Below are 22,106 nucleotides of genomic sequence, written 5' to 3' on the forward strand. Positions count from 1 at the left end.
GGCGGCCGGAAAGAAGGTGGGCGGGGTCCGGGGGGAAAAGAAGGGGGGGGGGGTGGGGGTGTGGGGGGGGGGCGGCTGGGTGGGTAACACGCAGGCGCGCCCCGCGAGTGCACTCGCGGGGCGCGCCTCTTCGTGCGTGCGGGCCGGGTCAGGCGACCAGGCCGGCCAGCTTGCGCAGGGACTCGTTCAGCGCGGCCGTCGCGGAGTCCTTGAGCTTGCCCGCCATCAGCGAGACGGCGGCGCCCGTGAACTCGCCGTCGATGCGGACCCTCGTGGCCCCGCCGTCGGCGGTCAGGGTGTAGCGGGTGAGCACCGCGACGCCCATCGGCCCCTTGCCGGTGATGGCGAAGACGCGCTGCTCCTCCAGTTCCGAGACGGTCCACAGGACCTCGGCGGGGAACCCCATCATCTTCATGTTCTCGCTGAAGGTGGATCCGACCGCGAGGGTCTCGGGGCCGCCCTTCGGGAAGTCGGTGTGGGTCATGCTCCACTGCCCGTACGCGTCCCAGTCCGTCAACTGGGCCCAGAGCTTCGCGGCGGGCGCCTCGATGCGTGATTCCGCGGTGACTTCAGCCATGCGTCCACCCCTTCTCGTCGGGTACGTGCGGCGGAAGGTAGCCCCGGCGGGCGGAACATACAAGACTGACGACCTGTCAGGTAAGGGGGTGCCGGGCCGGATGATCTCGGGTGTGTCTCAACAGGTGTCTCGCGGATGACGCTCCTGTCCGGCCCTGCCATGATGGCCGGATGCAAGCGTCAGGGAAGAACGCCGGACTGGGCCTCGCCCTCGTCTCGGCATGCGCGTTCGGCGGTTCGGGTGTCGCGGCGAAGCCGCTGATCGAGGCGGGTCTGGACCCGCTGCACATGGTGTGGCTCAGGGTGGCCGGGGCGGCCCTGGTGCTGTCCCCGCTGGCCTGGCGGCACCGGTCCCTGGTAGTGCGCAAGCCCCTGCTGCTGGCCGGCTTCGGGCTGGTCGCCGTGGCGGGCGTGCAGGCCTTCTACTTCGCCTCCCTGTCCCGGATCCCGGTGGGCGTGGCCCTGCTGCTGGAGTACCTCGGTCCCGCCCTGCTGCTCGGCTACATCCGCTTCGTGCAGCGCAAGCCCGTGACCCGCGCGGCCGCGGCCGGGGCGGCGGTGGCCGTCGTCGGGCTGGCCTGCGTGGTCGAGATCTGGGCCGGGCTGAGCCTGGACCTGTTCGGGGTGCTCCTCGGTCTCGCGGCCGCCTGCTGCCAGGCCTTCTACTTCGTCTTCGCGGACCAGGGAGCGGACGCGGAGGACGCGCCGGACCCGCTGGGCGTGATCGCGCACGGCATGATCGTCGGCGCCCTGGTGATGACCGTGATCGCCCGCCCCTGGCAGATGGACTGGCAGGTGCTGAGCGGGTACGCCGCCATGGGCGACCTCCGGGTCCCGGCGCCGGCCCTGCTGGGCTGGGTGGTGCTGGTCGCCACCGTGTTCGCGTACCTGACCGGCGTGGTCTCGGTGCGCAAGCTCTCGCCGCAGGTCGCGGGCGTGGTGGCCTGTCTGGAGGCGGTCGTCGCCACCGTACTGGCCTGGGTGCTGCTCGGCGAGCAGCTCTCCGGCCCCCAGGTGCTGGGCGGCGCGCTGGTGCTCGGCGGCGCCTTCATCGCGCAGTCCTCCCGGCCGGCGCCCGTGGTGGGGTCGGAGGCGCCGGTCCCGGTGCCCGACCGGGAGTCGACCAGCGCGTGAGTGCAGGAGGGCGGCGGCACTGCGGATTGCGCTGGTCCGGGCGGCGGCCGGCGGGTAGGGTGCCGATCATGCATCCGACCGTGCTTCCGCCTCCTGCCGCCTAGCGCGGGCGGCTGCCACCAGAACGAACACCCGCCCGGGGAGTTCCCGGGCCGGTACGCGCTGCCCGCGAAGCGATGACCTCCTGTCCTCGTCCTTCACGCATGCGCGGAGAAACACGTGTCGAACCACTCGCCCGCCGCCGGGCGCAACCTGCTGTACCTCGTCGTCGCCGGAGCCGCCTGGGGCACCGCCGGGGCGGCCGCCTCCCTCCTCTTCCTCGCCAGTGACCTCGGTCCGCTCGCCCTCTCCTTCTGGCGCTGCGCCGGCGGGCTGGCGGTGCTGCTCGCGGTGCTCGCCGTGCGCCGCCGTCCCGCGCGGGCGGCCCGGCCCGCCCGGCCGTCGGCGGCCTCGCTGATCGCCACCGGGCTGATGTTCACCCTTTTCCAGGCCTCCTACTTCGGGGCCGTGCGCGAGACCGGCCTGGCGGTCGGCACCGTGGTCACCCTCGGGGCGGGGCCCGTGCTGATCGCGCTGGGCGGCCGGTACTGGATGGGCGAGCGGCTGGGCCGGGGCGGGGCGGCCGCCGTCGGCGGTGCCCTGGCGGGGCTGGCCGTACTGGTGCTGGGCTCCGGGGGCGGTGAGGTGCGGCCGCTCGGGGTCGGCTGGGCGCTGCTGTCGGCCGCCGGGTACGCGGCGATGACGCTGCGGGCGCGGTGGCTCGGGCGGCGCGGGGCGGGCGGGGACCCGCTGGTCACCACCGCGTGGTCGGTGGCGGTGGGCGCGGTGTGCCTGCTGCCGCTCGCGGCGGTGGAGGGGCTGCTGCCGCACACCGCCGAGCCGGCGCGGGTGCTCTGGCTGCTGGTGTACGTGGCCGTGGTGCCGACGGCGCTCGCGTACGCGCTGTACTTCACCGGGGCGGCGGCGGTGCGCGCCGCGACGGTGTCGGTGGTCATGCTGATCGAGCCGGTCAGCGCGGCGGTGATCGCCGTCGCGGTGCTCGGGGAGCGGCTGACCGGCGCGGTGGTGCTGGGCACCGTACTGCTGCTGGCGGCCGTGGGGGCGCTGATCGCGGCCGAGGCGCGCCGGCCCGCGGGCGGGGTGCGCCGCGGGGCCGGCGGCGGGCCGCAGGACCGGCCCGCCCAGGAACCTCAGAGCGCTCTGATGTAGCCGGGGACGGCGATGTCGGGGGCCAGGCCGGCGGCCGGGACGGGGGTCCCGTACGCCGGTGCCACCGGGACCACGCCCGACCAGTGGGGCAGGTCCAGGTCCTCGGCGTCGTCGTTCGGACCGCCCGTGCGGACCTTCGCGGACACCTCGTTCAGGTCGAGCCGGATCACCGCCGTGGCCGCCAGCTCCTTGGCGTTGGCGGGCCGGGAGTCGGCCGAGCGGCCGGGGACGACCTGGTCGACCAGGGCGTCCAGCGCGATCCGGCACTCCTCCTCGTCGGTGACCTGGTAGGCGGTGCCGTGCACGACCACCGAGCGGTAGTTCATCGAGTGGTGGAAGGCCGACCTGGCCAGCACCAGGCCGTCGACGTGCGTCACCGTGAGGCAGACCGCGAGGCCCGGGTCGGCCTTCCCGGCGGCCAGCAGCGGGCGCGAGCCGGTGGAGCCGTGCACGTAGAGGGTCTCGCCCACCCGGCCGTACAGCGTGGGGAGGACCACCGGCGCGCCGTCGCGGACGAACCCGAGGTGGCACAGGTAGGCCTGGTCGAGTATCGAGTGCACCGTCTCGCGGTCGTAGCGCGCCCGCTGGCGGGCGCGGCTCGGGACGGTGCGGTCGGTGGGCTCGTAGTCGGCGACGGTGGTGGCGCTCATGGTGCGTACTCCATTGCACTAGTGCATAATGTCATTTGTGCTAGGAGAGTATCTGATCAGTGGGCGTCGCGCATCGGACATCGCGGCCAGTGTCGAGACGGGAGTCGGATCGGGCGCGCTCGCCCCGGGGGCGCTGCTCCCGCCGATGCGGGAGCTCGCGGCCGCGCTGGGGGTGAACCCCAACACCGTGGCCGCCGCCTACCGCACCCTGCGCGAACGCGGGGTCATCGAGACCGACGGGCGGCGCGGCAGCCGGGTGCGGTCCCGCCCGGCGACCGCGCCGCGCGACGTGGGCCGCATGCCGGTGCCGGCGGGCGTACGCGACGTCGCCCAGGGCAACCCCGACCTGTCGCTGCTGCCCCCGCTGGACGGGGCGCTGGCCGCCGCCGCCCGGCGGTACGCCCACGCCCCGACCCTGTACGGGCAGGACCCGGTGCTCCCGGACCTCGCCCGGCTCGCCCGCGCCGGCTTCGAGGCCGACGGGGTCCCGGCCGGGGCCCTGGCGGTGACCTCGGGGGCGCTGGACGGCATCGAGCGCGTGCTGGCCGCGCACCTGCGGGCCGGGGACGCGGTGGCCGTCGAGGACCCGGGCTGGGGGAGCGTGCTGGACCTGGCCCCCGCCCTCGGCCTGCGCGTGGTCCCGGTGGCCGTCGACGACGAGGGGCCGGTGCCGGAATCGGTGGCCCGGGCGCTGGCGGAGGGGGCACGGGCCCTGGTGGTGACGGCCCGTGCGCAGAACCCGACCGGCGCCGCCGTCTCCGCGTCCCGGGCGGCGGAGCTCAGGGAGCTGCTGGCCGGCCGTCCTGAGGTGCTGCTCATCGAGGACGACCACGGCCACGGGATCGTCGACCTGCCGCTGTGCACGCTCGGCGGGGTGACCCGGCACTGGGCGCATATCCGCTCGACGGCCAAGGCGTACGGACCGGACCTGCGGCTCGCGGTGCTCACGGGTGACGAGGTGACGACGGACCGGGTCCGGGGCCGGCAGCGGCTGGGCCCGGGGTGGGTGAGCCGGCTGCTCCAGTACGCCGTGGTCGAGCTGTGGACCTCCGGCGCCGTGGACCGGCGGGCCGTGGCGCGCTCGTACGGGCTGCGCCGGGACGGCCTGGTCGCCGCGCTCGCGGAGCGGGGCGTACGGGCACACGGGCGGAGCGGCATGAACGTGTGGGTGCCGGTCGCCGACGAGACGACGGTGGTCACCCGGCTGCTGGCGGCCGGCTGGGCGGTCCGCCCCGGGGCCGGCTACCGGGTCCAGGCGGGCCCCGGGGTGCGGATCACCGTCTCCGCCCTGGACCCGGCGGAGGTCGTGGGCCTGGCCGAAGCGGTGGCCGCCGCGGTCCGCCCGACGGCGGGTGGCCGCTTCGACTGAGACGCGCCCGCCCCCGCCGCGGAGTGCGGCGGGGGCGGGCCGGCGTACGGGGGCCGGGCCGGTCAGGCGGTCTTGCGCGGGGCGGACCGGGTCTGGGTCAGGGCCGCGCCCGCGAGGACGATCGCCGCGCCGACCGGGGTGTTCCAGTGGAGCTGCTCGCCCAGGACCAGGACGCCGGCGGTGGTGGCGATGACCGGGATGAAGTACGTGACCATCTGCGCGGTGGTCGGCCCGATCTCGGCCACCAGCCCGTACTGCATCTGCAGGGCCATTCCCGTACCCAGGGCGCCCAGCGCGACCACCGCGAGCGTCGGCCACAGCGGGAAGCCGGCCGGAGCCGAGGTGAAGAGCGCGCTGACGGCCGCCAGCTGGACGGTGGAGACCATCAGCTGGGCCCCGGTGAGCGCCACCGGGGAGCCGGGGGTGCCGGCCAGGGTGCGGCGGACGTAGATCCAGCCGATCGGGTAGCAGAGCGCGGCCAGCAGGGCCAGCGCGGTTCCCTTGGCGTCGATGCCCGCGAAGCCCTGCCAGGCGCCGAGCACCGTCAGGACACCCAGGAAGCCGACCCCCAGACCCGCGAACCGGCGCCGCGTGGGGCGGTCCTCGGACAGCGCCACCAGCGAGAGCGCCATGCCCCACAGCGGGGAGGTGGCGTTGCAGATGCCCGCCAGGCTGGAGGGGATGCTCTGCTCGGCGTAGGCGAAGAGCGAGAACGGGATCGTGTTCAGCAGGAGCGCGGCCACCGTGAGGTGGCCCCAGGCGCGCCGGCCGCGCGGGAGCGGCTCCCGGCGCACCAGCAGCACCACGAGGAGGGCGAGCGCCCCGAAGGACACCCGGCCGAGGGCGACCTGGAAGGGAGCGAACGCGTCGGTGCCCACCTTGATCAGGAGGAAGCTGAAGCCCCACACCACCGAGAGGACGGCGAACCGCAGGCGCCAGTCCAGGCGGGCGGCACCGCCGGTGCCGCGGCGGGCCGGCTGCCGTACGGCGGAGTGGACGGTGGGGCGGGAGGTGGTCGGTGCGCTCATGCGCTTCACTCTGCTGCGCCCGACCTCGTAGGACAAGCGAGAGTTCCTTCGACGGAAGGCGTAGCATCACTTACATGTTGAACCTGGAGCGCCTGCGCACCCTCGACGCCCTCGCCCGCCACGGCTCGGTCAGCGGTGCGGCGGGCGGCCTCCATGTGACCACATCGGCGGTCTCCCAGCAGATGGCCAAGCTGGAGCGGGAGATCGGCCAGCCGCTGCTCGCCAAGAACGGGCGCGGGGTCCGGCTCACGGACGCCGGGCGGCTGCTCGCCGACCACGCCGCCCGGATCATCTCCCAGGTGGAGCTCGCGCAGGCCGACGTGGAGGCCCAGCGGGGCTGTGCGGTCGGGGAGTTGCGGATCGGGGCCTTCCCCACCGCCATGCGGGGGCTGCTGCCCCGCGCCCTCGGCACTCTGCGGGCCGGCCATCCCGAACTCCGGGCCCTGGTGCGGGAGCGGGAGCCCGAGGAGAGCATGGCCGCCGTCGTGCGCGGCGACCTGGACATGGCACTGGCCATCGACTGGCACAACAAGCGGATGCCGGTGCCGGCCGAGCTGTCCCGGGCCCACCTCCTGGACGACGCCGCCGACATCGCGGTCCCCGCGGGGCACCCGCTGGCCGGGCGCGCCGAGATCTCCCTCGGGGACCTCGCCGACGACGACTGGATCTCGTGGAACGAGGGTCAGTTCTGTCACGAGTGGCTGGTGTTCACCCTGCGCGGCATCGGGGTCGAGCCGCGCATCGCGCACATCGCCGAGGAGCACCACACCCAGCTGGCCTTCGTGGAGGCCGGGCTGGGCGTGTGCGTGACGCCCCGGCTGGGCCGAGGGCCGGTGCCGCCCGGGGTGCGGCTGCTGCCGGCGGTCGACACGGTCCGCCGCCACGTGTACGTCGTCTGGCGGACGGAGGCGGGCCGCCGGCCCTCCATCAGGGCCGCCGTCGCGGCCCTCCAGGAGGCGGCCGCGGCGGCCTAGTGCCGTGGGGACCAGGCGGGGCCCGGTCACATCTTGCGGAAGTCCCAGGACACCACCGATTCCGGGGTGAGCCGGATCCAGGCGTGGCGGCCGTCGTGCGGCATCTCCTCGATCCCGAAGTTCTTCACGGGGAAGAGCCGTTCCGGCTCCAGCAGCTCCGGGCAGGGCTCGCCGGTGCGCGGCGCCTCGCCCACGAAGACCGCGCGGCCGGACAGCTCGACCCCGCGCAGTTCCCCGTACTCCTCCCCGGCGTCCACCACGACCGAGATCCGCGGGTCGGCCCTCAGGTCGGCCCAGCGGCGGCTGCGGGTGATCGAGTACAGCCACAGCGAGGTGCCGTCCCAGACGAACCACAGGGCACCGACGTGCGGGCGCCCGTCCGGGGAGACCGTGGCCACCCGGCAGGTGCGCCGCTCCCGCAGGAACGCGTCCACCTCCTTGTCGCTCATCATGATCCGCCGGCCCCGCCGCTGCGCCGTCCGCGCGTCCGTCCCGTCCATCCGTCCCGCACCCCTTCACATCTGACTGTGTGTCAGGAATCATGCGTGCTCTTCCGTCGGCACGCCAGGGGGAGTCATGCCGGAACTCGATCCAGCCACCACCGCGCTGCTCACCGTGGAGTGCCAGAACGGCGTGGTGGGCGAGACGAGCGCCCTGCCCGAACTGGCCAAGGAGGCGCGGGACTCCGGAATGCTGGACCGGGTGGCCGCGCTCGTCGACGCCGCGCGCGGGGCCGGCGTACAGGTCGTGCACGCGGTCGCCGAGCGCCGGCCCGACGGGCTCGGGGCCAACACCAACGCACGGCTCTTCCGGGCCGCAGGGAAACTGCCCGTACGGCAGCTGACCGGCAGCGACGCGGTGCGGGTCGCGGCCCCCGTCACCGTGGACGGGCGGGACCTGGTGGTCCGCCGGCTGCACGGGCTCTCCCCGATGGCCGGCACCGACCTGGACGCCCTGCTGCGCAACCTCGGGGTCCGCACCCTCGTCGTCACCGGGGTCTCCTCGAACATCGCGATCCCGAACACCGTCTTCGACGCCGTCAACCTCGGCTACGAGGTGGTGGTCCCGTCCGACGCCATCGCCGGGGTGCCCGCGTCCTGCACCGCCGAGGTGATCCGCAACTCCCTCGCACTGGTGGCCGCCGTCACCACGGCCGAAGCCCTCCTCAACGAGTGGGCTCCGCCGCGCTGACCCCCGTAACCTGGGCGGATGCTGTCCGAAGTGATCGCGACCCGCTACGTCACGCCCTTGCGTGAGGGCGGCTCGCTCCCGGGGATCGTCGAGGCCGACGATCTCGGGACCTACGTCATGAAATTCACCGGAGCCGGCCAGGGACGCAAGACCCTGGTCGCCGAAGTGGTCTGCGGGCGCCTCGCCCAGCGGCTGGGGCTGCGCGTCCCGCGGCTGGTGCAGATGCAGCTCGACCCCGTCATCGGGCTCGGCGAGCCCGACCAGGAGGTCCAGGAGCTGCTCAAGGCCAGCGGCGGGCTCAACCTCGGCATGGACTACCTGCCCGGCTCGATCGGCTTCGACCCCCTCGCCTACCGGACCGACCCGGTCGAGGCGGGGCGCGTCGTCTGGTTCGACGCGCTGATCAACAACGTCGACCGGTCCTGGCGCAATCCGAACATGCTGGTCTGGCACGGGGACCTGTGGCTCATCGACCACGGCGCCACCATGATCTGGCACCACAACTGGCCCACCGCCCAGGCCGCCGCGGCCAAGCCCTACAACGCCTCGGACCACGTCCTGGCCCCCGTCGGCCCGGACATCGCGGCGGCCGCCGCCGAGCTGGCCCCGCGGGTGACCGAGGAACTGCTCACCGAAGTCACCGCCGACGTCCCCGACGAGTGGCTCGTCGACGAGCCTGGCTTCGACTCCACCGACGCGGTGCGCCGCGCCTATGTGGACGCGCTGCTGCCGCGCGCCGCCACGATCCACGAGAGGATCACCATGGAGGCCGAGGTCAGGCAGCGGTCCGGTCCGCCGGGCTGGCTCGCCGAGCGCCTACCTCCCCAGTCGGACAAGAACAAGCAGAAGAGCGGCGACGAGTGACCAAGCGGGACGTGTTCGAATACGCGCTGGTGCGCGTGGTGCCCCGGATGGAGCGCGGCGAGTGCTTCAACGCCGGAGTCATCGTCTACTGCCGGGCGCACTCCTACGTCGCCGCGCGCACCCACCTCGACGAGGCGAAGCTCCTCGCCCTGGACCCCGGGGCCGACGTGGCCGGGGTGCGGGCCGCGCTGCGCGGGGTCGAGGGGCTGTGCGCGGGCGGCGAGGAGGCCGGGCAGGCGGCGGGCGACGACGCGGGGCGCAGGTTCCGCTGGCTGATCGCCCCCCGCAGCACGGTGGTGCAGCCGGGACCGGTGCACACCGGCCTGACCGCCGATCCCGCCGCCGAGGTGGAACGCCTGCTGGAGCTGCTGGTCCGCTGATTTCCGGGCGGCTCCGCGCCGCCACCGCCGGGAGCCGTTGACACGGGGTGTCAGGGCTCCTAGCGTCTCCTCAGCTGAGGCTACTAAGCGGTTGCTCACCTCCGGGCGGCCGTTTCTCAAGGGCGAGGAGAACAGCATGTCCACCACCGAGCAGCGCGTCGCCATCGTGACCGGGGCGGCCCGGGGCATCGGCGCGGCCACCGCGATCCGGCTGGCCGCCGAAGGCCGGGCGGTCGCCGTGCTCGACCTCGACGAGGCGGCCTGCAAGGACACCGTCGAGGCGATCACGGCGGCCGGCGGCAGGGCCCTCGCGGTCGGCTGCGACGTCTCCGACGCGGCCCAGGTGGAGGCGGCCGTCGAGCGGGTCGCCGGCACGCTCGGCGCCCCGACGGTCCTCGTCAACAACGCGGGCGTGCTCCGCGACAACCTGCTCTTCAAGATGAGCGACACCGACTGGGACACCGTCATGAACGTGCACCTGCGCGGTGCGTTCCTGATGGCGAGGGCCTGTCAGAAGTACATGGTGGAGGCCAAGTTCGGCCGCGTCGTGAACCTCTCCAGCAGTTCGGCGCTCGGCAACCGCGGCCAGGCCAACTACGCCGCTGCCAAGGCCGGCCTGCAGGGCTTCACCAAGACCCTGGCGATCGAACTCGGCAAGTTCGGCGTCACCGCCAACGCCGTCGCCCCGGGCTTCATCGTGACCGAGATGACCGCGCAGACCGCGGCCCGCGTCGGCATGGGCTTCGAGGAGTTCCAGCTGGCCGCCGCCTCCCAGATCCCGGTCCAGCGCGTGGGCCGTCCGGACGACATCGCCAACGCCATCGCCTTCTTCACGGGTGAGGACGCCGGCTTCGTCTCCGGCCAGGTCCTGTACGTGGCCGGCGGCCCGCTCAACTGACGGTCCCACGAGAGGCGGGCGTACGACATGACGGACAACGGTATCGACAGCGGCAAGGTCGCCCTGGTCACCGGGGCGAGCCGGGGCATCGGCTACGGGATCGCCGAGGCGCTGGTCGCCCGGGGTGACCGGGTCGTGATCACCGGGCGCAACGAGGACGCGCTCAAGGAGGCCGTGGAGCGGCTCGGCGCGGACCGGGTGATCGGGGTGGCCGGGAAGGCGCACGACGAGGCCCACCAGGCCCTCGCCGTGGAGCGCGCGATGGAGGCCTTCGGACGCGTCGACTTCCTGGTGAACAACGCGGGCACCAATCCGGTCTTCGGGCCGATCGCCGACCTGGACCTCGGGGTGGCGCGCAAGGTCTTCGAGACCAACGTGATCTCGGCGCTCGGCTTCGCCCAGCGGACCTGGCACGCCTGGCAGAAGGACCACGGCGGGGCGATCGTGAACATCGCCTCCATCGCCGGGGTCTCCGCCTCGCCCTTCATCGGGGCGTACGGGATGAGCAAGGCCGCGATGATCAACCTGACCCTCCAGCTCGCGCACGAGATGGCGCCGGGGGTGCGGGTGAACGCGATCGCCCCGGCGGTGGTCAAGACCAGGTTCGCGCAGGCGCTCTACGAGGGCCGGGAGCAGGAGGCCGCGGCCGCCTACCCGCTCGGCCGGCTCGGGGTCCCGGAGGACATCGGCGGAGCCGCCGCATTCCTGACATCTGCACAAGCGGAATGGATCACCGGACAAACTCTCGTCGTCGACGGGGGAATGTTCCTCAATGCCGGTGTGCACTGACCGATATCCGGACGCATTTGCCTCCAAACAGGAGGCAAATGCGTATCGAATCGGGCCGAAATCGGTCAAGTGCCTCACGAAACCTACCCATTGGATTTGTGAGGCACTGCGGTAGGGTCTGCCGCACCCCTGGCTGATCGAGGAGCGTGCACGTGTTCAACCGGACCAGATGCCTGCAGATCGCTGCGGCCGTTGCGTCCATATCCCTGCTCGCAGGATGCGGCCTGTTCTCGGACGACGGTGACGCCGCCTCGAAGCGCATCACCGTCGGCACCATGAGCGCGCCCAGCACCCTCGACCCGGCGGCGGCCTGGGACGGCTCCTGGGAGCTGTACCGCAACGTCTACCAGACCCTGCTGGCCTTCCCCACGGGCAGCACCAAGCCCCAGCCCGACGCGGCCCAGAGCTGCGAGTTCACCGACTCGGCGAACACCGCGTACCGCTGCGTCCTGCGCAAGGGCCTGAAGTTCTCCGACGGCGAGGTGCTGGACGCCAAGGCGGTCAAGCACTCCCTCGACCGGATCAAGACGATCAACCACATGTCCGGTCCCGCCGGGCTCTTCAACAGCCTCGACAAGATCGAGGCGCCGGACGCGCTCACGGTCGTCTTCCACCTGAAGACCCCCGACGCGACCTTCCCGTACGTCCTGGGCTCCCCGGCGGCCTCCCTGGTCGCGCCGAAGGAGTACCCGGCCAACAAGGTCCGCGACGACAACAAGGTCATTGGCTCCGGCCCCTACGTCCTCACCTCGTACACGGAGGGCGGCGAGGCGGTCCTCGGCCGCAACGAGAGCTACACCGGCTTCGCCAACCGCCAGAACGACGGCGTGACGATCCGCTACTTCTCCGACTCGAAGAAGATGATCGCGGCCCTCAAGGACAAGGAGATCGACGCCACCTACCGAGGCCTCTCGGCCGCGGAGATCAAGGACCTCCAGACCCCCGCCTCGCACGCCCAGGGCGTGCAGGTCGTGGAGAACGTCGGCGCCGAGATCCGCTACCTGGTCTTCAACCCGAACGACCCGCAGGTCAACAAGCAGGCCGTGCGCCAGGCGATCGCCCAGGTCATCGACCGCGGCGCGATCGTCTCCAAGGTCTACCAGGGCACTGCCGAGCCGCTCTACTCGATGGTCCCCAAGGGTGTGGTGGGCCACAAGACGCCGTTCTACGACATGTACGGCAACCCCGACGTCGCCAAGGCCAAGAAGATCCTCACGACCGCCGGGATCACCCAGAAGGTGGAGCTGACCTTCTGGTACACCACCGACCGCTACGGCGCCTCCACGGCCGACGAGTTCACCGAGATCAAGCGCCAGCTCGACGAGAGCGACCTCTTCAAGATCAACCTGCGCGGCCAGCCGTGGAAGACCTTCCAGGAGGGCTACCAGAAGGGCCAGTACCCGGTCTTCGGCCGAGGCTGGTTCCCGGACTTCCCGGACCCCGACAACTTCATCGCGCCGTTCGTCGGCAAGGAGAACGCGGTCGGCACCCCGTACGAGCCGGCGCAGATCCTGAACGAGCTGCTGCCCAAGTCCCGCCGCGAGGGCGACCGGTCCGCGGGCGTCAGGGAGTTCGAGGCGGCCCAGCAGATCTTCGCCCAGGACGTCCGACTGCTGCCGCTGTGGCAGGGCAAGCTGTACGTCGGGGCGCGCGAGGACATCGCCGGCGCCGAGCGGGCCCTGGACCCGCAGACCGCCATGCAGATGTGGGAGCTGCGCCGCAAGACCAGCTGGTGATCTCCGGGCGGCGCCCGGGTGGCGGCGTTGTCAGTGGTCCCGGGTAGGTTCAGAGCAGTTGCACGAACTTGTACCGGAGGTTGTCGACGTGACCCAGATGCTGCCCGAGTCCTGGCTCCCCGTCCTCGGCGGGGAGCTGGACCAGCCCTACTTCAAGGAACTCACCGAGTTCGTCGAGAAGGAGCGGGCGAACGGGCCGGTCTACCCGCCCCGCGAGCAGGTCTTCGCGGCCCTGGAGGCCACGCCGTTCGACAAGGTGAAGGTCCTGGTCCTCGGCCAGGACCCCTACCACGGCGCCGGCCAGGGACACGGCCTGTGCTTCTCCGTGCGGCCCGGGGTCAAGACCCCGCCCTCGCTGCGCAACATCTACAAGGAGATGAAGGAGGAGCTCGGCCTGCCGGTCCCGGACAACGGGTACCTGATGCCGTGGGCCGAGCAGGGCGTCCTGCTGCTCAACGCCGTCCTCACCGTCCGCGAGGCCGAGCCCAACTCCCACAAGGGCAAGGGCTGGGAGAAGTTCACCGACGCGGTGATCCGCGCCGTCTCCGAGCGCCCCGACCCGGTCGTCTTCGTGCTCTGGGGCGCCTACGCCCAGAAGAAGATCCCGCTCATCGACGAGGAGCGGCACGTGATCGTCAAGGGCGCCCACCCCTCGCCGCTGTCGGCGAAGAAGTTCTTCGGCTCCCGGCCCTTCACGCAGATCAACGAGGCCGTCGCCGCCCAGGGGCATGAGCCGATCGACTGGCGGATCCCGGACCTGGGCTGACACCACACCGCGCCTCGGCGCCAGAGCCGGTGCCTCCGGCTAGCTTCTTGATGACCGGACCGGACCAGGTCCGGCGGAGCGAGCCGGAGGCCCCTTTGAGGGAGCAGCAGCAGGAGGCGTCGGAGGACGCCGTCATGACCAGGATCGGCCAGGCCGTCATCCTGCTGCACGCCGGAGACCGCGAGGAGGCCCGGAACCGGCTCGGCGCCATCTGGTCCGAGATCGGTGAGGACGGCGACTCGCTCCACCGCTGCACCCTCGCGCACTACCTGGCCGACGCCCAGGACGACCCCGCCGACGAACTGGCCTGGGACCTGCGGGCGCTGACCGCCGCCGACTGCCTCGGCGAGCGGCCCGGGGAGGCAGTCGGCGGGCGGCCCGAGCCGCACCCGGCCGTGCGCGTCTTCTACCCGTCGCTGCACCTCAGCCTCGCCGCCGACTACGCCAAGCTGCGCCGGCCCGACGAGGCCCGGCTCCACCTGGCGCGGGCCCGGGCGGCCACCGGAGCACTGTCCGACGACGGGTACGGGAACGGCGTACGGGCCGCCATCGCCCGCCTGGAGCGCCGGCTGGCGGCGGAGCCGGGCCCGGGGCCCCGGCCGTTCCCCGAGCAGTCCTAGCCAGGCCGCAAGGGCCCTCCTGCCCCGCGGGCGGACGGAGCCACTTCGCGGAGACCCCTGGGGGCGCCCGTCGCGCTTCAGCCGCCTCCGGCACCTTCGGCGCCCTCGACGCCCGCGCAGATCCGGGCCTCCGGGCCGTCCGGGTCCCAGTTCCCGTGCCGGCGGCCCAGCGCGCACACGTCCGCCGGCCGGACCGGCAGCTCCCGCGCCAGCCCGGGCGGCAGCTCCGGCTGCCGCCCCGAGGCGTGCGCACGGCCCTGCGGGCCCCCCTCGCCGGGCCCGCCCGGCTGCGCCGGCACCGGGATGCCGGGCACCCCGGGGGCGGCCACCGCGGCCTCCGCGGCCTCGGTGCGCGGCCCGGGCACCGAGCGCGCCGTGCCCCGGCCCGCCGCCGTCGCGGCCGACGGGCGCGCGCCCTCCCGGGGCACCGCCTTCAGTGCCTCCAGGGCGGGCGCCTGGACCACCACGGGCAGCGCCCCCGGCCCGCCGCGCGGCTCGTGCCGGGGCGGCGGCCCGCCGGCGGGGGCCGCCTCCGGGCCCGTCCGCGCGGGGTTGACGTTCACGCAGCCGGAGACGGCCGAGACGGCACAGGCGGCTCCGAGGAGCAGCTTCGTCGAGGTTCGGGTTGGATGCACCCGCGCAACTCTGCTGTGCGAGCACCCCGTTGCGAAAACCCTGAGCCGATATTCACCCCGCACGGGTGACGGGGAGGGGGTGTCCGGCGGACACCCGACCGGGCCCGGCTACTCGCCGGTGGCGCCGTCGATGTGCTCGCGCAGCAGGTCCGCGTGCCCGTTGTGGCGGGCGTACTCCTCGATCATGTGGGTGTAGATCCAGCGCAGGCTGAAGACCTCCCCGCGGTGGTGGCTCACGGCGTCGGACAGCGCGTCCAGGGAGCGGTCCGCGGCCGCCTTCCGGGCCAGGTCGACCTCGGTCAGCCAGACCTGCTCGGCCGAGGCCCAGGTGTCCCGGTCGGTGAACTCGAAGTCGCCGTCCCGGTTTTCCCGGGTGCTGTACAGGTCGGGCAGGTCCGCGCCGAGGCTGATCTCCCGGAACCAGTACCGCTCCACCTCCGCCATGTGCCGCACCAGGCCCATCAGGCTCAGCCCCGAGGGAGCGAGCGGGGTGAGGCGCAGCTGCTCCTCGGAGAGGCCCTCGCACTTCCAGGCGAGGGTGGAACGGTGGTAGTCGAGCCAGCCGTCCAGCATCTCCCGCTCGCCGGCGGTGGTGGAGGGTTCGGGGCGGTGCGATCCGTTGGAGTCCATGGTCCACATCCTGGACGAACGCGCCCCCTCCCACCAGGGATTAAGCTGCCGCTGTCCCATACGGCACATACCAGGAGGCTCCCGGTGAAGGTCGGCGTCATCGGACTCGGCGACATCGCGCAGAAGGCGTACCTGCCCGTCCTCAGCACCCGCCCCGGGATCGAGCTGCACCTGCAGACCCGTACCCCGGCCACCCTCGAACGGATCGGCGACGTCCACCGCGTACCGCCGGAGCGCCGCCACACCACGCTGGACTCCCTGCTCGCCGAAGGCCTCGACGCCGCCTTCGTGCACGCCCCGACGGACACCCACCCGGTGATCGTGGAGCGGCTGCTGGACGCGGGCGTGGCGACCTACGTGGACAAGCCGCTGGCCTACGAGCTGGCCGACTCGCGGCGCCTGGTGGAACGCGCGGAGGAGCTCGGGGTCGGTCTCTTCGTCGGCTTCAACCGCCGCCACGCGCCCGGCTACACGCTGTGCGCCGACCACCCGCGCGACCTGATCGTCATGCAGAAGAACCGGGTCGGGCTGCCCGAGGACCCCCGCACCCTGGTCCTGGACGACTTCATCCACGTCGTCGACACCCTGCGCTTCCTGCTTCCCGGCGAGGCCGACCACATCGACGTCCGGGCCGTGGTGCGCGAGGGGCTGATGTCCCAGGTGGTGCTCCAGATGTCCGGCGAGGGCTTCACCGCCCTGGGGATCATGAACCGGCGGTCCGGGTCCGCCGAGGAGGTCCTGGAGGTGTCCGGCCAGGACTCCAAGCGCCAGGTGTCCAACCTCGCGGAGGTCGTCGACCACCGGGGCCAGCCCACCGTGCGCCGCCGCGGGGACTGGGTCTCCGTCGCACGCCAGCGCGGCATCGAGCAGGCCGTGGACACCTTCCTGGAGGCCGTGGAGAGCGGCAAGGTGCTCAGTGCCCGGGACGCCCTGCTCACCCACGAGCTGTGCGAGCGGGTGGTGCTGACGGCTCTGGAGCAGGCCTCCCGAGCCTGACCGCCTGAAGCCCCCTGGCCGCGCAGTACAGCCCCAGCGCGGCCAGGGAGGCACCGGCGGGCCAGTTCCCGAAGCGGACGAAGGGGGTCGTGCCCCGGGCCAGCGGCACCTCGTACAGGGCCCCCGTGCTCGCGGAGGTGGGCAGGGCGGGCCCGATCCGGCCCCCCGACGGCCCGAACACCGTGCTCACGCCGGTCAGCGTCGCGTGCACCACCGGGCGGCCCGTCTCGGCGGCGCGCAGGGCCGCCAGGGAGGCGTGCTGGGCCGGTGCCCAGCTGTCCTGGAAGGTCGAGGTCGCCGACTGCGCGACCAGCACCCCCGCCCCCTCGCGGACCAGGTGCCGGCTCATGTCCGGGAAGGCCGACTCGAAGCACACCAGCGGGCCCAGCCGCACCCCGCCGGCCAGGTCCATCACCACCGGGGCCGCGCCGCGCATCCGGTCCTCGCCCGCCGCCTTGCCGACCGAGGTGGCCCAGCCCAGCACCGAGCGGGCCGGTACGTACTCGCCGAAGGGGACCAGCCGCATCTTGTCGTACCGGTCGCCGGTCGGGCCCTGGGGGCCGACCAGCACCGAACTCTTGTATATCCCGGGCCGGTCCGCGCGCCGGGCGTCCACGTTGACCAGCAGCGGGGCGCCCAGCTCCGCCGACAGGGCCGCCAGCCGCCGGGACAGGTCGGGCCGTGCCGCCAGGTCCGCGCCGACACTGCTCTCGCCCCACACCACCAGGTCGGGGTGCGTCCCCGCCAGGGCCCGCGTGAGGCGCTCCCCGGTGTCGAACCGCCGCTCCGCACCGTCCGCCCCGCCCACCGGGCCCGGCTGTACGACGGCCACCCGCAGCCCGCCCGACACCTCGGGGCGCGGCAGCCACAGCCACACCACCCCGGTCAGCACGGCGCACCCCGCCACCGACGCCACCGCCGGAACCCGCGCCCCCGGCACCGCCACCAGCAGCACCACCGCGCAGTTCACCGCCACCACCAGCAGGCTCACCAGCCAGACCCCGCCCACCGAGGCCAGCCGCAGCGCCGGCGGCACCTGCCACTGACTGGCCCCGAGCAGCCCCCACGGCCCGCCCAGCCCCTGCCAGGACCGGGCCAGCTCCGAGAGCAGCCAGCCGGCCGGTACGAGGACCAGCCCGGCCGCCGCCCGGCCCCGGCCCGGCACCCCGCCGAGCAACTCCCGCACCAGCAGGGCCCAGGGGATCCAGAGCAGCCCCAGCAGCACCGCGAGGGGGAGCAGGAACACGTGCAGGCTCGGCAGCAGCCAGTGGTGCACCGCCACGATGAAGCCCGCACCGCCGAGCCAGCCCTCCAGCGCGGCGCGCCGCCCTGTGGGGGCGGAGCGCAGCAGCAGCATCCAGGGCACGAGGGCGACGTACGCGGACCACCACAGCCCCGGCGTCGGGAAGGCGAGGCAGGGCAACGCCCCGGCGGCCACCGCGGCCGCCGCACGCCGCCACCGGGTCCGCTTCGCGAGCAGCATCACGCGCCTCCGCTTCCAGTGTGGGACCGCCCCCGGCCGGGCGCGGCCCGGGGGCGGCTCAGGCCGACAGGTGGCGCCACTTCTCGTGCACCGTGACCCCCGTGAGCCGCCAGCCGTCCGGGGTGCGGGCGAGGGCGAAGGAGTAGCGCCCGGCGGCGACGAAGTTGGGGGCCGTGCCCGCGTCGTCGGGGCCGGCCAGCCGCATCGGGTTCAGGAAGTCCGCCCGGACCTCCGCCGAGTCCCCGGGGTAGCCGCCCCGGTCCTCCAGCCGGATCACCCGGTTGACGATCAGGTGCTGGCGCACCGGGAAGAGCCCCATGGTCTCCGCGAGCCAGTCGGCGACCTCCGCGGCCGGGCCCTCGACCCCGCCCGCCGAGCTGTAGTCGGCCCGTCCGGCGGGCGTGAACAGGGCCCGGTAGGCGGCCCAGTCCCCGTCGTCGACGGCCGCCGCGTACCCCGAGACCACCTCGTCGATGGCGAGACGGTCCATCACCGTCGCCAAGTCCACACGCTGCGTCATCGGGTCAGTGTGGGGCTGCCGGGCGACGAGGCCAAGGGGCGTGCGGTCACTGATCCGCACGGCGCGGATCAGTGACCGGAACACGCCTCCCGTTGCCGGATCACGACCAGGAACGCGTCGGTGGCCAGGTCCATCACCACCTCCGCCGGCACCCCCTCGCGCATCCGCTGTGCCGCGTACTCCTCCGCGGGCCAGCTCCCCCTCGGACTTCCCGCCGGAAAACGCTCGAGTACCACGCGGCCCATGGGACACCCCCTGCTGTTCGGCTTCAGGTCTCTTCGGGCACAACGACGCGGGGGCCGCCCGGGAACGTTCCCGGGCGGCCCCCGCGTCGAGTTCAGGCCATGGGCCGGCCGGCCCTAGGAGCCCGACTCACCCGCGTGCGGGCTGAGCACGTCCATGCCGATGAGCACGAACAGTGCGATGCCGAGCAGGATCCGGTAGATCACGAACGGCATGAAGCTCTTGCTGGAGATGAACTTCATGAACCACGCGATGACCACGTAGCCGACGAAGAAGGCGAGCACCGTGGCGAAGATCGTCGGACCCCAGAAGATGTGCCCGGGGTTCTCGACCACGTCCTTGATCTCGAACGCGCCGGAGGCCAGCACCGCCGGGATGGCCAGGAGGAAGGAGTACCGGGCCGCCGCCTCGCGGGTGAAGCCCAGCAGCAGACCGCCGGAGATCGTCGCACCGGACCGGGAGACACCCGGGACCAGGGCCATCGCCTGGCACAGACCGAAGACCAGGCCGTCCTTGACGCCCAGTTCCCCGAGCGTCTTGCGCTGCTTGACCACACGGTGCCGGCCGCCCTCCTCGTCGCGCGAGGCCAGCCAGTCGGCGAAGCCGAGGACGAGGCCCATCACGATCAGGGTGGTCGCGGTCAGCCGCAGGTCACGGGCGGGGCCGGTGATCTGGTCCTTGAACGCCACGCCGAGGACGCCGATCGGGATCGAGCCGACGATGACCAGCCAGCCCATCTTGGCGTCCTGTTCGGAGCGCAGCGCCTTGGTGAACAGGGAGCGGAACCAGGTGGAGATGATCCGGCCGATGTCCTTGCGGAAGTAGATCAGCACGGCGGCCTCGGTGCCGATCTGGGTGATGGCCGTGAAGGCCGCACCCGGATCGTGCCAGCCGGCGAAAGCCGCGGTCAGCCGAAGGTGGGCGCTGGAGGAGATCGGGAGGAACTCCGTAAGACCCTGGACGAGACCGAGGATTAGGGATTCGAACCAGCTCATGTCGGGGTGCGCTCGTCCTTGTGATCGTCGGGCAGTTCGGGTCCGATGCTAGGGCCCGTGGGGAGCCGCCGTGACCACTGGGGGGTGCCCGAGGGCGGGCTCCGGCGCGGCGGGGGGTGCCAGCCGGTGCCGCTTGCGCCAGGCGACCGCCGCCGCGACGGTCCCGGAGACCGCGATGAAGCCGAACGAGACCAGGAACGCGGGCGATCCGGGGGAGGAGGCGCTGGCCCCGGCGATCACGTACGCGGCGGTGTTGGGGACCGTCCCGAGCGCCGTCGCGAGGAGGAAGGGGAGCCAGCCGCAGCGGGAGACGGCGGCGAGGTAGTTGGCCGCGGCGAAGGGCACCCCGGGAAAGATCCGGATCGCCAGCATCGAGCGGAAGCCGTGCCGGCTCAGCTGGCCGTCGGCCGCCTCCAGCCAGCGCCCGCGCAGGTACGGACGCAATGCCTGCTGTCCCATGACCCGGCCCAGCCCGAAGGCGAGCCCGGCCCCGGCCACGGTGCCGCCGACGGCCGCCACCAGCCCGAACTGGGATCCGAAGACCGCCCCGGCGGCGAGGTTGAGCAGTGGCCGGGGCACGAACGCGGTCGTGCACACGCCGTACGCGCCCGCGAACAGCAGTACTCCCGTACCCACCGGCAGTCCCGGCGGCCAGCCCTGCGACAGCAGCCGCTGGGGCTCGTAGAGCAGTACGCAGACCCCGGCCGCGACCAGCAGCACGACGAGCAGCGCCAGCCGGGCCATCGGCGCGAGGAGGAGGGACATCCCGGGAGACTAACCGACACATATGGCGCCCCGCCGTAATCCAGGCCTCATCCGGGCACCGTCCCGGCCTCATCCGGGCACCGTCCCGGCCACGCCCCCGCCCGCCCCGGACGCCGTTCCGGCCCGCGGGGACATTAATTCGTTCGACGCGGCCCGGTCCCTCCGGCAGGATCCGGTGCATGTCCCGGTACGCCTTCCCCGCAGCGCCGTCCGCAGTCGCGGACGCGCCGAAGGCTGCCGCTCTCCTCTCCGCCGCAACCGAGGCACCCACCGCCTCCGAGGCGTTCGAGGCATTCGCCTTCGCCGCGTCCGACGGCGCACGAAGCTGACCCTTCCCGGATCGTCCGGCGGACCCCGCAGGGGGAGGGTCGGCTGAATCCAGGGGTCCCGTTCCAGCTTCGAGCCACGGGAAGAGATCATGGCCAAGACGGCCTTCACCCGCACCAAGCCGCACCTCAACATCGGCACCATGGGCCACGTCGACCACGGCAAGACCACCCTCACCGCCGCCATCACCAAGGTCCTCGCCGAGCGCGGCGGAGCCTCCTTCGTGCCGTTCGACCGCATCGACCGGGCCCCCGAGGAGGCCCGCCGCGGCATCACCATCAACCTCACGCACGTCGAGTACGAGACCGACACCAGGCACTACGCCCACGTCGACATGCCCGGCCACGCCGACTACATCAAGAACATGGTCACGGGCGCGGCCCAGCTCGACGGGGCGATCCTCGTCGTGTCCGCCCTCGACGGGGTCATGCCCCAGACCGCCGAGCACGTCCTGCTCGCCCGGCAGGTCGGGGTGGACCACATCGTGGTGGCCCTGAACAAGGCCGACGCCGGTGACCCCGAGCTGACCGACCTGGTCGAGCTGGAGGTCCGCGACCTGCTCTCCGCGCACGGCTACGGCGGGGACTCCGCTCCGGTCGTACGGGTCTCCGGGCTCGGTGCGCTGGAGGGCGACCCGCAGTGGACCGGGGCGATCGAGGCGCTGCTCGACGCGGTGGACACGTACGTGCCGATGCCGGTGCGGTACACGGACGCGCCGTTCCTGATGCCGGTCGAGAACGTCCTGACCATCACGGGCCGGGGCACCGTCGTGACCGGCGCCGTCGAGCGCGGCACCATCCGGTTCGGCGACCGGGTGAGCGTGCTCGGAGGCGAGGACGAGCCGTTGGAGCACGTGGTCGTCACCGGGCTGGAGACCTTCGGCAAGCCGATGGAGTCCGCCGAGGCCGGGGACAACGTCGCCCTGCTGCTGCGCGGGGTGCACCGGGAAATGGTGCGCCGTGGGGACGTGGTGGCCCTCCCCGGGAGCGTGCAGCCGAGCCGGCGGTTCACCGCGCGGGTGTACGTGCTCTCCGCGCGGGAGGGCGGGCGCAGGACCGCCTTCTCCTCCGGGTACCGGCCGCAGTTCTACATCCGCACCGCCGACGTGGTCGGGGATGTGGACCTGGGCGAGGCCGGCGTGGCGCGGCCCGGGGAGACGGTCACCATGACCGTCGAGCTGGGCCGCGACGTCCCCCTGGAGGCGGGCCTCGGCTTCGCCATCCGCGAGGGCGGCCGCACGGTCGGCGCGGGCACGGTGACCGCCGTCCTCGGCTGAGCCCGTGGGCGGTACCCCGCCGTGGTGACGGCGGTCCGGTTGCGTCAGACTG

25 protein-coding genes are annotated in these 22,106 nt (G+C 73.2%); 14 read left to right on the forward strand and 11 right to left on the reverse strand.

What is annotated here, in order from left to right; genetic code table 11:
* Positions 1 to 148: 148 nt before the first annotated feature.
* Positions 149 to 577, reverse strand: a complete 429-nt coding sequence (locus ACZ518_RS09025; protein WP_469112360.1) for a type II toxin-antitoxin system Rv0910 family toxin — start codon at positions 575 to 577, stop codon at positions 149 to 151.
* 170 nt (positions 578 to 747) lie between these two features.
* On the opposite strand from ACZ518_RS09025, the gene ACZ518_RS09030 reads away from it, so the two are divergent.
* Both ACZ518_RS09030 and ACZ518_RS09035 read left to right on the forward strand, forming a co-directional pair.
* Complete coding sequence (locus tag ACZ518_RS09030) at positions 748 to 1,710, forward strand: EamA family transporter (RefSeq protein ID WP_469112361.1); 963 nt, start codon at positions 748 to 750, stop codon at positions 1,708 to 1,710.
* A 219-nt stretch (positions 1,711 to 1,929) separates the two neighbouring features.
* Positions 1,930 to 2,919, forward strand: a complete 990-nt coding sequence (locus ACZ518_RS09035) for a DMT family transporter (protein ID WP_469112362.1) — start codon at positions 1,930 to 1,932, stop codon at positions 2,917 to 2,919.
* Here ACZ518_RS09035 and ACZ518_RS09040 read toward each other — a convergent pair.
* Positions 2,901 to 3,569 carry a pyridoxamine 5'-phosphate oxidase family protein gene (locus ACZ518_RS09040; RefSeq protein WP_469112363.1) on the reverse strand — a complete coding sequence of 223 codons (669 nt, stop codon included), beginning with the start codon at positions 3,567 to 3,569 and terminating at the stop codon, positions 2,901 to 2,903. The two genes, ACZ518_RS09035 and ACZ518_RS09040, sit on opposite strands and share 19 nt — an antisense overlap.
* 28 nt (positions 3,570 to 3,597) lie before the next feature.
* On the opposite strand from ACZ518_RS09040, the gene ACZ518_RS09045 reads away from it, so the two are divergent.
* Positions 3,598 to 4,938, forward strand: coding sequence for an aminotransferase class I/II-fold pyridoxal phosphate-dependent enzyme (locus ACZ518_RS09045; protein WP_469112364.1), 1,341 nt, complete (start codon positions 3,598 to 3,600; stop codon positions 4,936 to 4,938).
* 62 nt (positions 4,939 to 5,000) lie between these two features.
* On the opposite strand, the gene ACZ518_RS09050 is transcribed toward ACZ518_RS09045, so the two are convergent.
* Positions 5,001 to 6,002, reverse strand: coding sequence for a DMT family transporter (locus ACZ518_RS09050; RefSeq protein WP_469112365.1), 1,002 nt, complete (start codon positions 6,000 to 6,002; stop codon positions 5,001 to 5,003).
* 38 nt (positions 6,003 to 6,040) lie between these two features.
* Here ACZ518_RS09050 and ACZ518_RS09055 point away from each other — a divergent pair, with 38 nt between their 5' ends.
* Positions 6,041 to 6,940: a LysR family transcriptional regulator gene (locus ACZ518_RS09055; protein WP_469112366.1), complete on the forward strand. Its 900-nt coding sequence runs from the start codon at positions 6,041 to 6,043 to the stop codon at positions 6,938 to 6,940.
* A gap of 26 nt (positions 6,941 to 6,966) precedes the next feature.
* Here ACZ518_RS09055 and ACZ518_RS09060 read toward each other — a convergent pair whose 3' ends face one another.
* A complete protein-coding gene (locus ACZ518_RS09060; RefSeq protein ID WP_469112367.1) occupies positions 6,967 to 7,440 on the reverse strand; it encodes a pyridoxamine 5'-phosphate oxidase family protein in 474 nt (157 codons plus the stop codon).
* Positions 7,441 to 7,516: 76 nt separating this feature from the next.
* Between ACZ518_RS09060 and ACZ518_RS09065 the strand changes: the two genes are divergently transcribed.
* The 8 genes from ACZ518_RS09065 to ACZ518_RS09100 all read left to right on the forward strand — a co-directional run bounded on the left by ACZ518_RS09065 (position 7,517) and on the right by ACZ518_RS09100 (position 14,184).
* The gene (locus tag ACZ518_RS09065) at positions 7,517 to 8,131 is read left to right on the forward strand and encodes a cysteine hydrolase family protein (protein ID WP_469112368.1); all 615 of its coding nucleotides are present in this window, start codon (positions 7,517 to 7,519) and stop codon (positions 8,129 to 8,131) included.
* 18 nt (positions 8,132 to 8,149) lie between these two features.
* Positions 8,150 to 8,995 (forward strand): HipA family kinase, encoded by an 846-nt coding sequence (locus ACZ518_RS09070; RefSeq protein ID WP_469112369.1) that lies wholly within the window; start codon positions 8,150 to 8,152, stop codon positions 8,993 to 8,995.
* Positions 8,992 to 9,375, forward strand: a complete 384-nt coding sequence (locus tag ACZ518_RS09075; RefSeq protein WP_362472697.1) for a DUF3037 domain-containing protein — start codon at positions 8,992 to 8,994, stop codon at positions 9,373 to 9,375. The genes ACZ518_RS09070 and ACZ518_RS09075 overlap by 4 nt, the downstream gene beginning before the upstream one ends.
* Positions 9,376 to 9,511: 136 nt before the next feature.
* Positions 9,512 to 10,273 (forward strand): 3-oxoacyl-ACP reductase FabG, encoded by a 762-nt coding sequence (fabG, locus tag ACZ518_RS09080; RefSeq protein ID WP_469112370.1) that lies wholly within the window; start codon positions 9,512 to 9,514, stop codon positions 10,271 to 10,273.
* Between the two features lie 27 nt (positions 10,274 to 10,300).
* Positions 10,301 to 11,062, forward strand: a complete 762-nt coding sequence (locus ACZ518_RS09085) for an SDR family oxidoreductase (RefSeq protein WP_469112371.1) — start codon at positions 10,301 to 10,303, stop codon at positions 11,060 to 11,062.
* Between the two features lie 152 nt (positions 11,063 to 11,214).
* Positions 11,215 to 12,798, forward strand: a complete 1,584-nt coding sequence (locus tag ACZ518_RS09090; RefSeq protein ID WP_469112372.1) for an ABC transporter substrate-binding protein — start codon at positions 11,215 to 11,217, stop codon at positions 12,796 to 12,798.
* Positions 12,799 to 12,895: 97 nt separating this feature from the next.
* Positions 12,896 to 13,564 (forward strand): uracil-DNA glycosylase, encoded by a 669-nt coding sequence (locus ACZ518_RS09095; RefSeq protein WP_469112931.1) that lies wholly within the window; start codon positions 12,896 to 12,898, stop codon positions 13,562 to 13,564.
* 50 nt (positions 13,565 to 13,614) lie between these two features.
* Complete coding sequence (locus tag ACZ518_RS09100) at positions 13,615 to 14,184, forward strand: hypothetical protein (RefSeq protein WP_469112373.1); 570 nt, start codon at positions 13,615 to 13,617, stop codon at positions 14,182 to 14,184.
* A gap of 77 nt (positions 14,185 to 14,261) precedes the next feature.
* Here the strand turns inward: ACZ518_RS09100 and ACZ518_RS09105 are convergent, their stop codons facing one another.
* Positions 14,262 to 14,819, reverse strand: a complete 558-nt coding sequence (locus tag ACZ518_RS09105; RefSeq protein ID WP_469112374.1) for a hypothetical protein — start codon at positions 14,817 to 14,819, stop codon at positions 14,262 to 14,264.
* A gap of 108 nt (positions 14,820 to 14,927) precedes the next feature.
* Complete coding sequence (locus ACZ518_RS09110) at positions 14,928 to 15,449, reverse strand: DinB family protein (RefSeq protein ID WP_469112375.1); 522 nt, start codon at positions 15,447 to 15,449, stop codon at positions 14,928 to 14,930.
* A gap of 84 nt (positions 15,450 to 15,533) precedes the next feature.
* Between ACZ518_RS09110 and ACZ518_RS09115 the strand changes: the two genes are divergently transcribed.
* Positions 15,534 to 16,445, forward strand: coding sequence for a Gfo/Idh/MocA family protein (locus ACZ518_RS09115; protein ID WP_469112376.1), 912 nt, complete (start codon positions 15,534 to 15,536; stop codon positions 16,443 to 16,445).
* Here the strand turns inward: ACZ518_RS09115 and lnt are convergent.
* The 5 genes from lnt to ACZ518_RS09140 all read right to left on the reverse strand — a co-directional run bounded on the left by lnt (position 16,384) and on the right by ACZ518_RS09140 (position 20,451).
* Positions 16,384 to 17,928 carry an apolipoprotein N-acyltransferase gene (lnt, locus tag ACZ518_RS09120; protein WP_469112377.1) on the reverse strand — a complete coding sequence of 515 codons (1,545 nt, stop codon included), beginning with the start codon at positions 17,926 to 17,928 and terminating at the stop codon, positions 16,384 to 16,386. The two genes, ACZ518_RS09115 and lnt, sit on opposite strands and share 62 nt — an antisense overlap.
* Positions 17,929 to 17,986: 58 nt before the next feature.
* Positions 17,987 to 18,448, reverse strand: coding sequence for a nuclear transport factor 2 family protein (locus ACZ518_RS09125; RefSeq protein ID WP_469112378.1), 462 nt, complete (start codon positions 18,446 to 18,448; stop codon positions 17,987 to 17,989).
* A 68-nt stretch (positions 18,449 to 18,516) separates the two neighbouring features.
* On the reverse strand, positions 18,517 to 18,684 hold the full coding sequence (locus tag ACZ518_RS09130) for a hypothetical protein (protein ID WP_469112963.1): 168 nt from the start codon (positions 18,682 to 18,684) through the stop codon (positions 18,517 to 18,519).
* 123 nt (positions 18,685 to 18,807) lie between these two features.
* Positions 18,808 to 19,686 (reverse strand): undecaprenyl-diphosphate phosphatase, encoded by an 879-nt coding sequence (locus ACZ518_RS09135; protein ID WP_469112379.1) that lies wholly within the window; start codon positions 19,684 to 19,686, stop codon positions 18,808 to 18,810.
* Positions 19,687 to 19,734: 48 nt separating this feature from the next.
* Positions 19,735 to 20,451, reverse strand: a complete 717-nt coding sequence (locus tag ACZ518_RS09140) for a TVP38/TMEM64 family protein (RefSeq protein ID WP_469112380.1) — start codon at positions 20,449 to 20,451, stop codon at positions 19,735 to 19,737.
* Positions 20,452 to 20,869: 418 nt separating this feature from the next.
* On the opposite strand from ACZ518_RS09140, the gene tuf reads away from it, so the two are divergent.
* The gene (tuf, locus tag ACZ518_RS09145; protein ID WP_469112381.1) at positions 20,870 to 22,054 is read left to right on the forward strand and encodes an elongation factor Tu; all 1,185 of its coding nucleotides are present in this window, start codon (positions 20,870 to 20,872) and stop codon (positions 22,052 to 22,054) included.
* Positions 22,055 to 22,106 lie beyond the last annotated feature (52 nt).

The organism is Streptomyces sp. NPDC033966 (assembly GCF_055575955.1).

Excerpts from the sequence above, each read along its gene's own strand:
- ACZ518_RS09025 (WP_469112360.1), bottom strand. The coding sequence starts at position 577 with ATGGCTGAAGTCACCGCGGAATCACGCATCGAGGCGCCCGCCGCGAAG.
- ACZ518_RS09030 (WP_469112361.1), top strand. The coding sequence starts at position 748 with ATGCAAGCGTCAGGGAAGAACGCCGGACTGGGCCTCGCCCTCGTCTCG.
- ACZ518_RS09040 (WP_469112363.1), bottom strand. The coding sequence starts at position 3,569 with ATGAGCGCCACCACCGTCGCCGACTACGAGCCCACCGACCGCACCGTC.
- ACZ518_RS09045 (WP_469112364.1), top strand. The coding sequence starts at position 3,598 with ATGTCATTTGTGCTAGGAGAGTATCTGATCAGTGGGCGTCGCGCATCG.
- ACZ518_RS09055 (WP_469112366.1), top strand. The coding sequence starts at position 6,041 with ATGTTGAACCTGGAGCGCCTGCGCACCCTCGACGCCCTCGCCCGCCAC.
- ACZ518_RS09060 (WP_469112367.1), bottom strand. The coding sequence starts at position 7,440 with ATGGACGGGACGGACGCGCGGACGGCGCAGCGGCGGGGCCGGCGGATC.
- ACZ518_RS09065 (WP_469112368.1), top strand. The coding sequence starts at position 7,517 with ATGCCGGAACTCGATCCAGCCACCACCGCGCTGCTCACCGTGGAGTGC.
- ACZ518_RS09070 (WP_469112369.1), top strand. The coding sequence starts at position 8,150 with ATGCTGTCCGAAGTGATCGCGACCCGCTACGTCACGCCCTTGCGTGAG.
- fabG (WP_469112370.1), top strand. The coding sequence starts at position 9,512 with ATGTCCACCACCGAGCAGCGCGTCGCCATCGTGACCGGGGCGGCCCGG.
- ACZ518_RS09085 (WP_469112371.1), top strand. The coding sequence starts at position 10,301 with ATGACGGACAACGGTATCGACAGCGGCAAGGTCGCCCTGGTCACCGGG.
- ACZ518_RS09095 (WP_469112931.1), top strand. The coding sequence starts at position 12,896 with ATGCTGCCCGAGTCCTGGCTCCCCGTCCTCGGCGGGGAGCTGGACCAG.
- ACZ518_RS09100 (WP_469112373.1), top strand. The coding sequence starts at position 13,615 with ATGACCGGACCGGACCAGGTCCGGCGGAGCGAGCCGGAGGCCCCTTTG.
- ACZ518_RS09110 (WP_469112375.1), bottom strand. The coding sequence starts at position 15,449 with ATGGACTCCAACGGATCGCACCGCCCCGAACCCTCCACCACCGCCGGC.
- lnt (WP_469112377.1), bottom strand. The coding sequence starts at position 17,928 with ATGCTGCTCGCGAAGCGGACCCGGTGGCGGCGTGCGGCGGCCGCGGTG.
- ACZ518_RS09125 (WP_469112378.1), bottom strand. The coding sequence starts at position 18,448 with ATGACGCAGCGTGTGGACTTGGCGACGGTGATGGACCGTCTCGCCATC.
- ACZ518_RS09135 (WP_469112379.1), bottom strand. The coding sequence starts at position 19,686 with ATGAGCTGGTTCGAATCCCTAATCCTCGGTCTCGTCCAGGGTCTTACG.
- ACZ518_RS09140 (WP_469112380.1), bottom strand. The coding sequence starts at position 20,451 with ATGTCCCTCCTCCTCGCGCCGATGGCCCGGCTGGCGCTGCTCGTCGTG.
- tuf (WP_469112381.1), top strand. The coding sequence starts at position 20,870 with ATGGCCAAGACGGCCTTCACCCGCACCAAGCCGCACCTCAACATCGGC.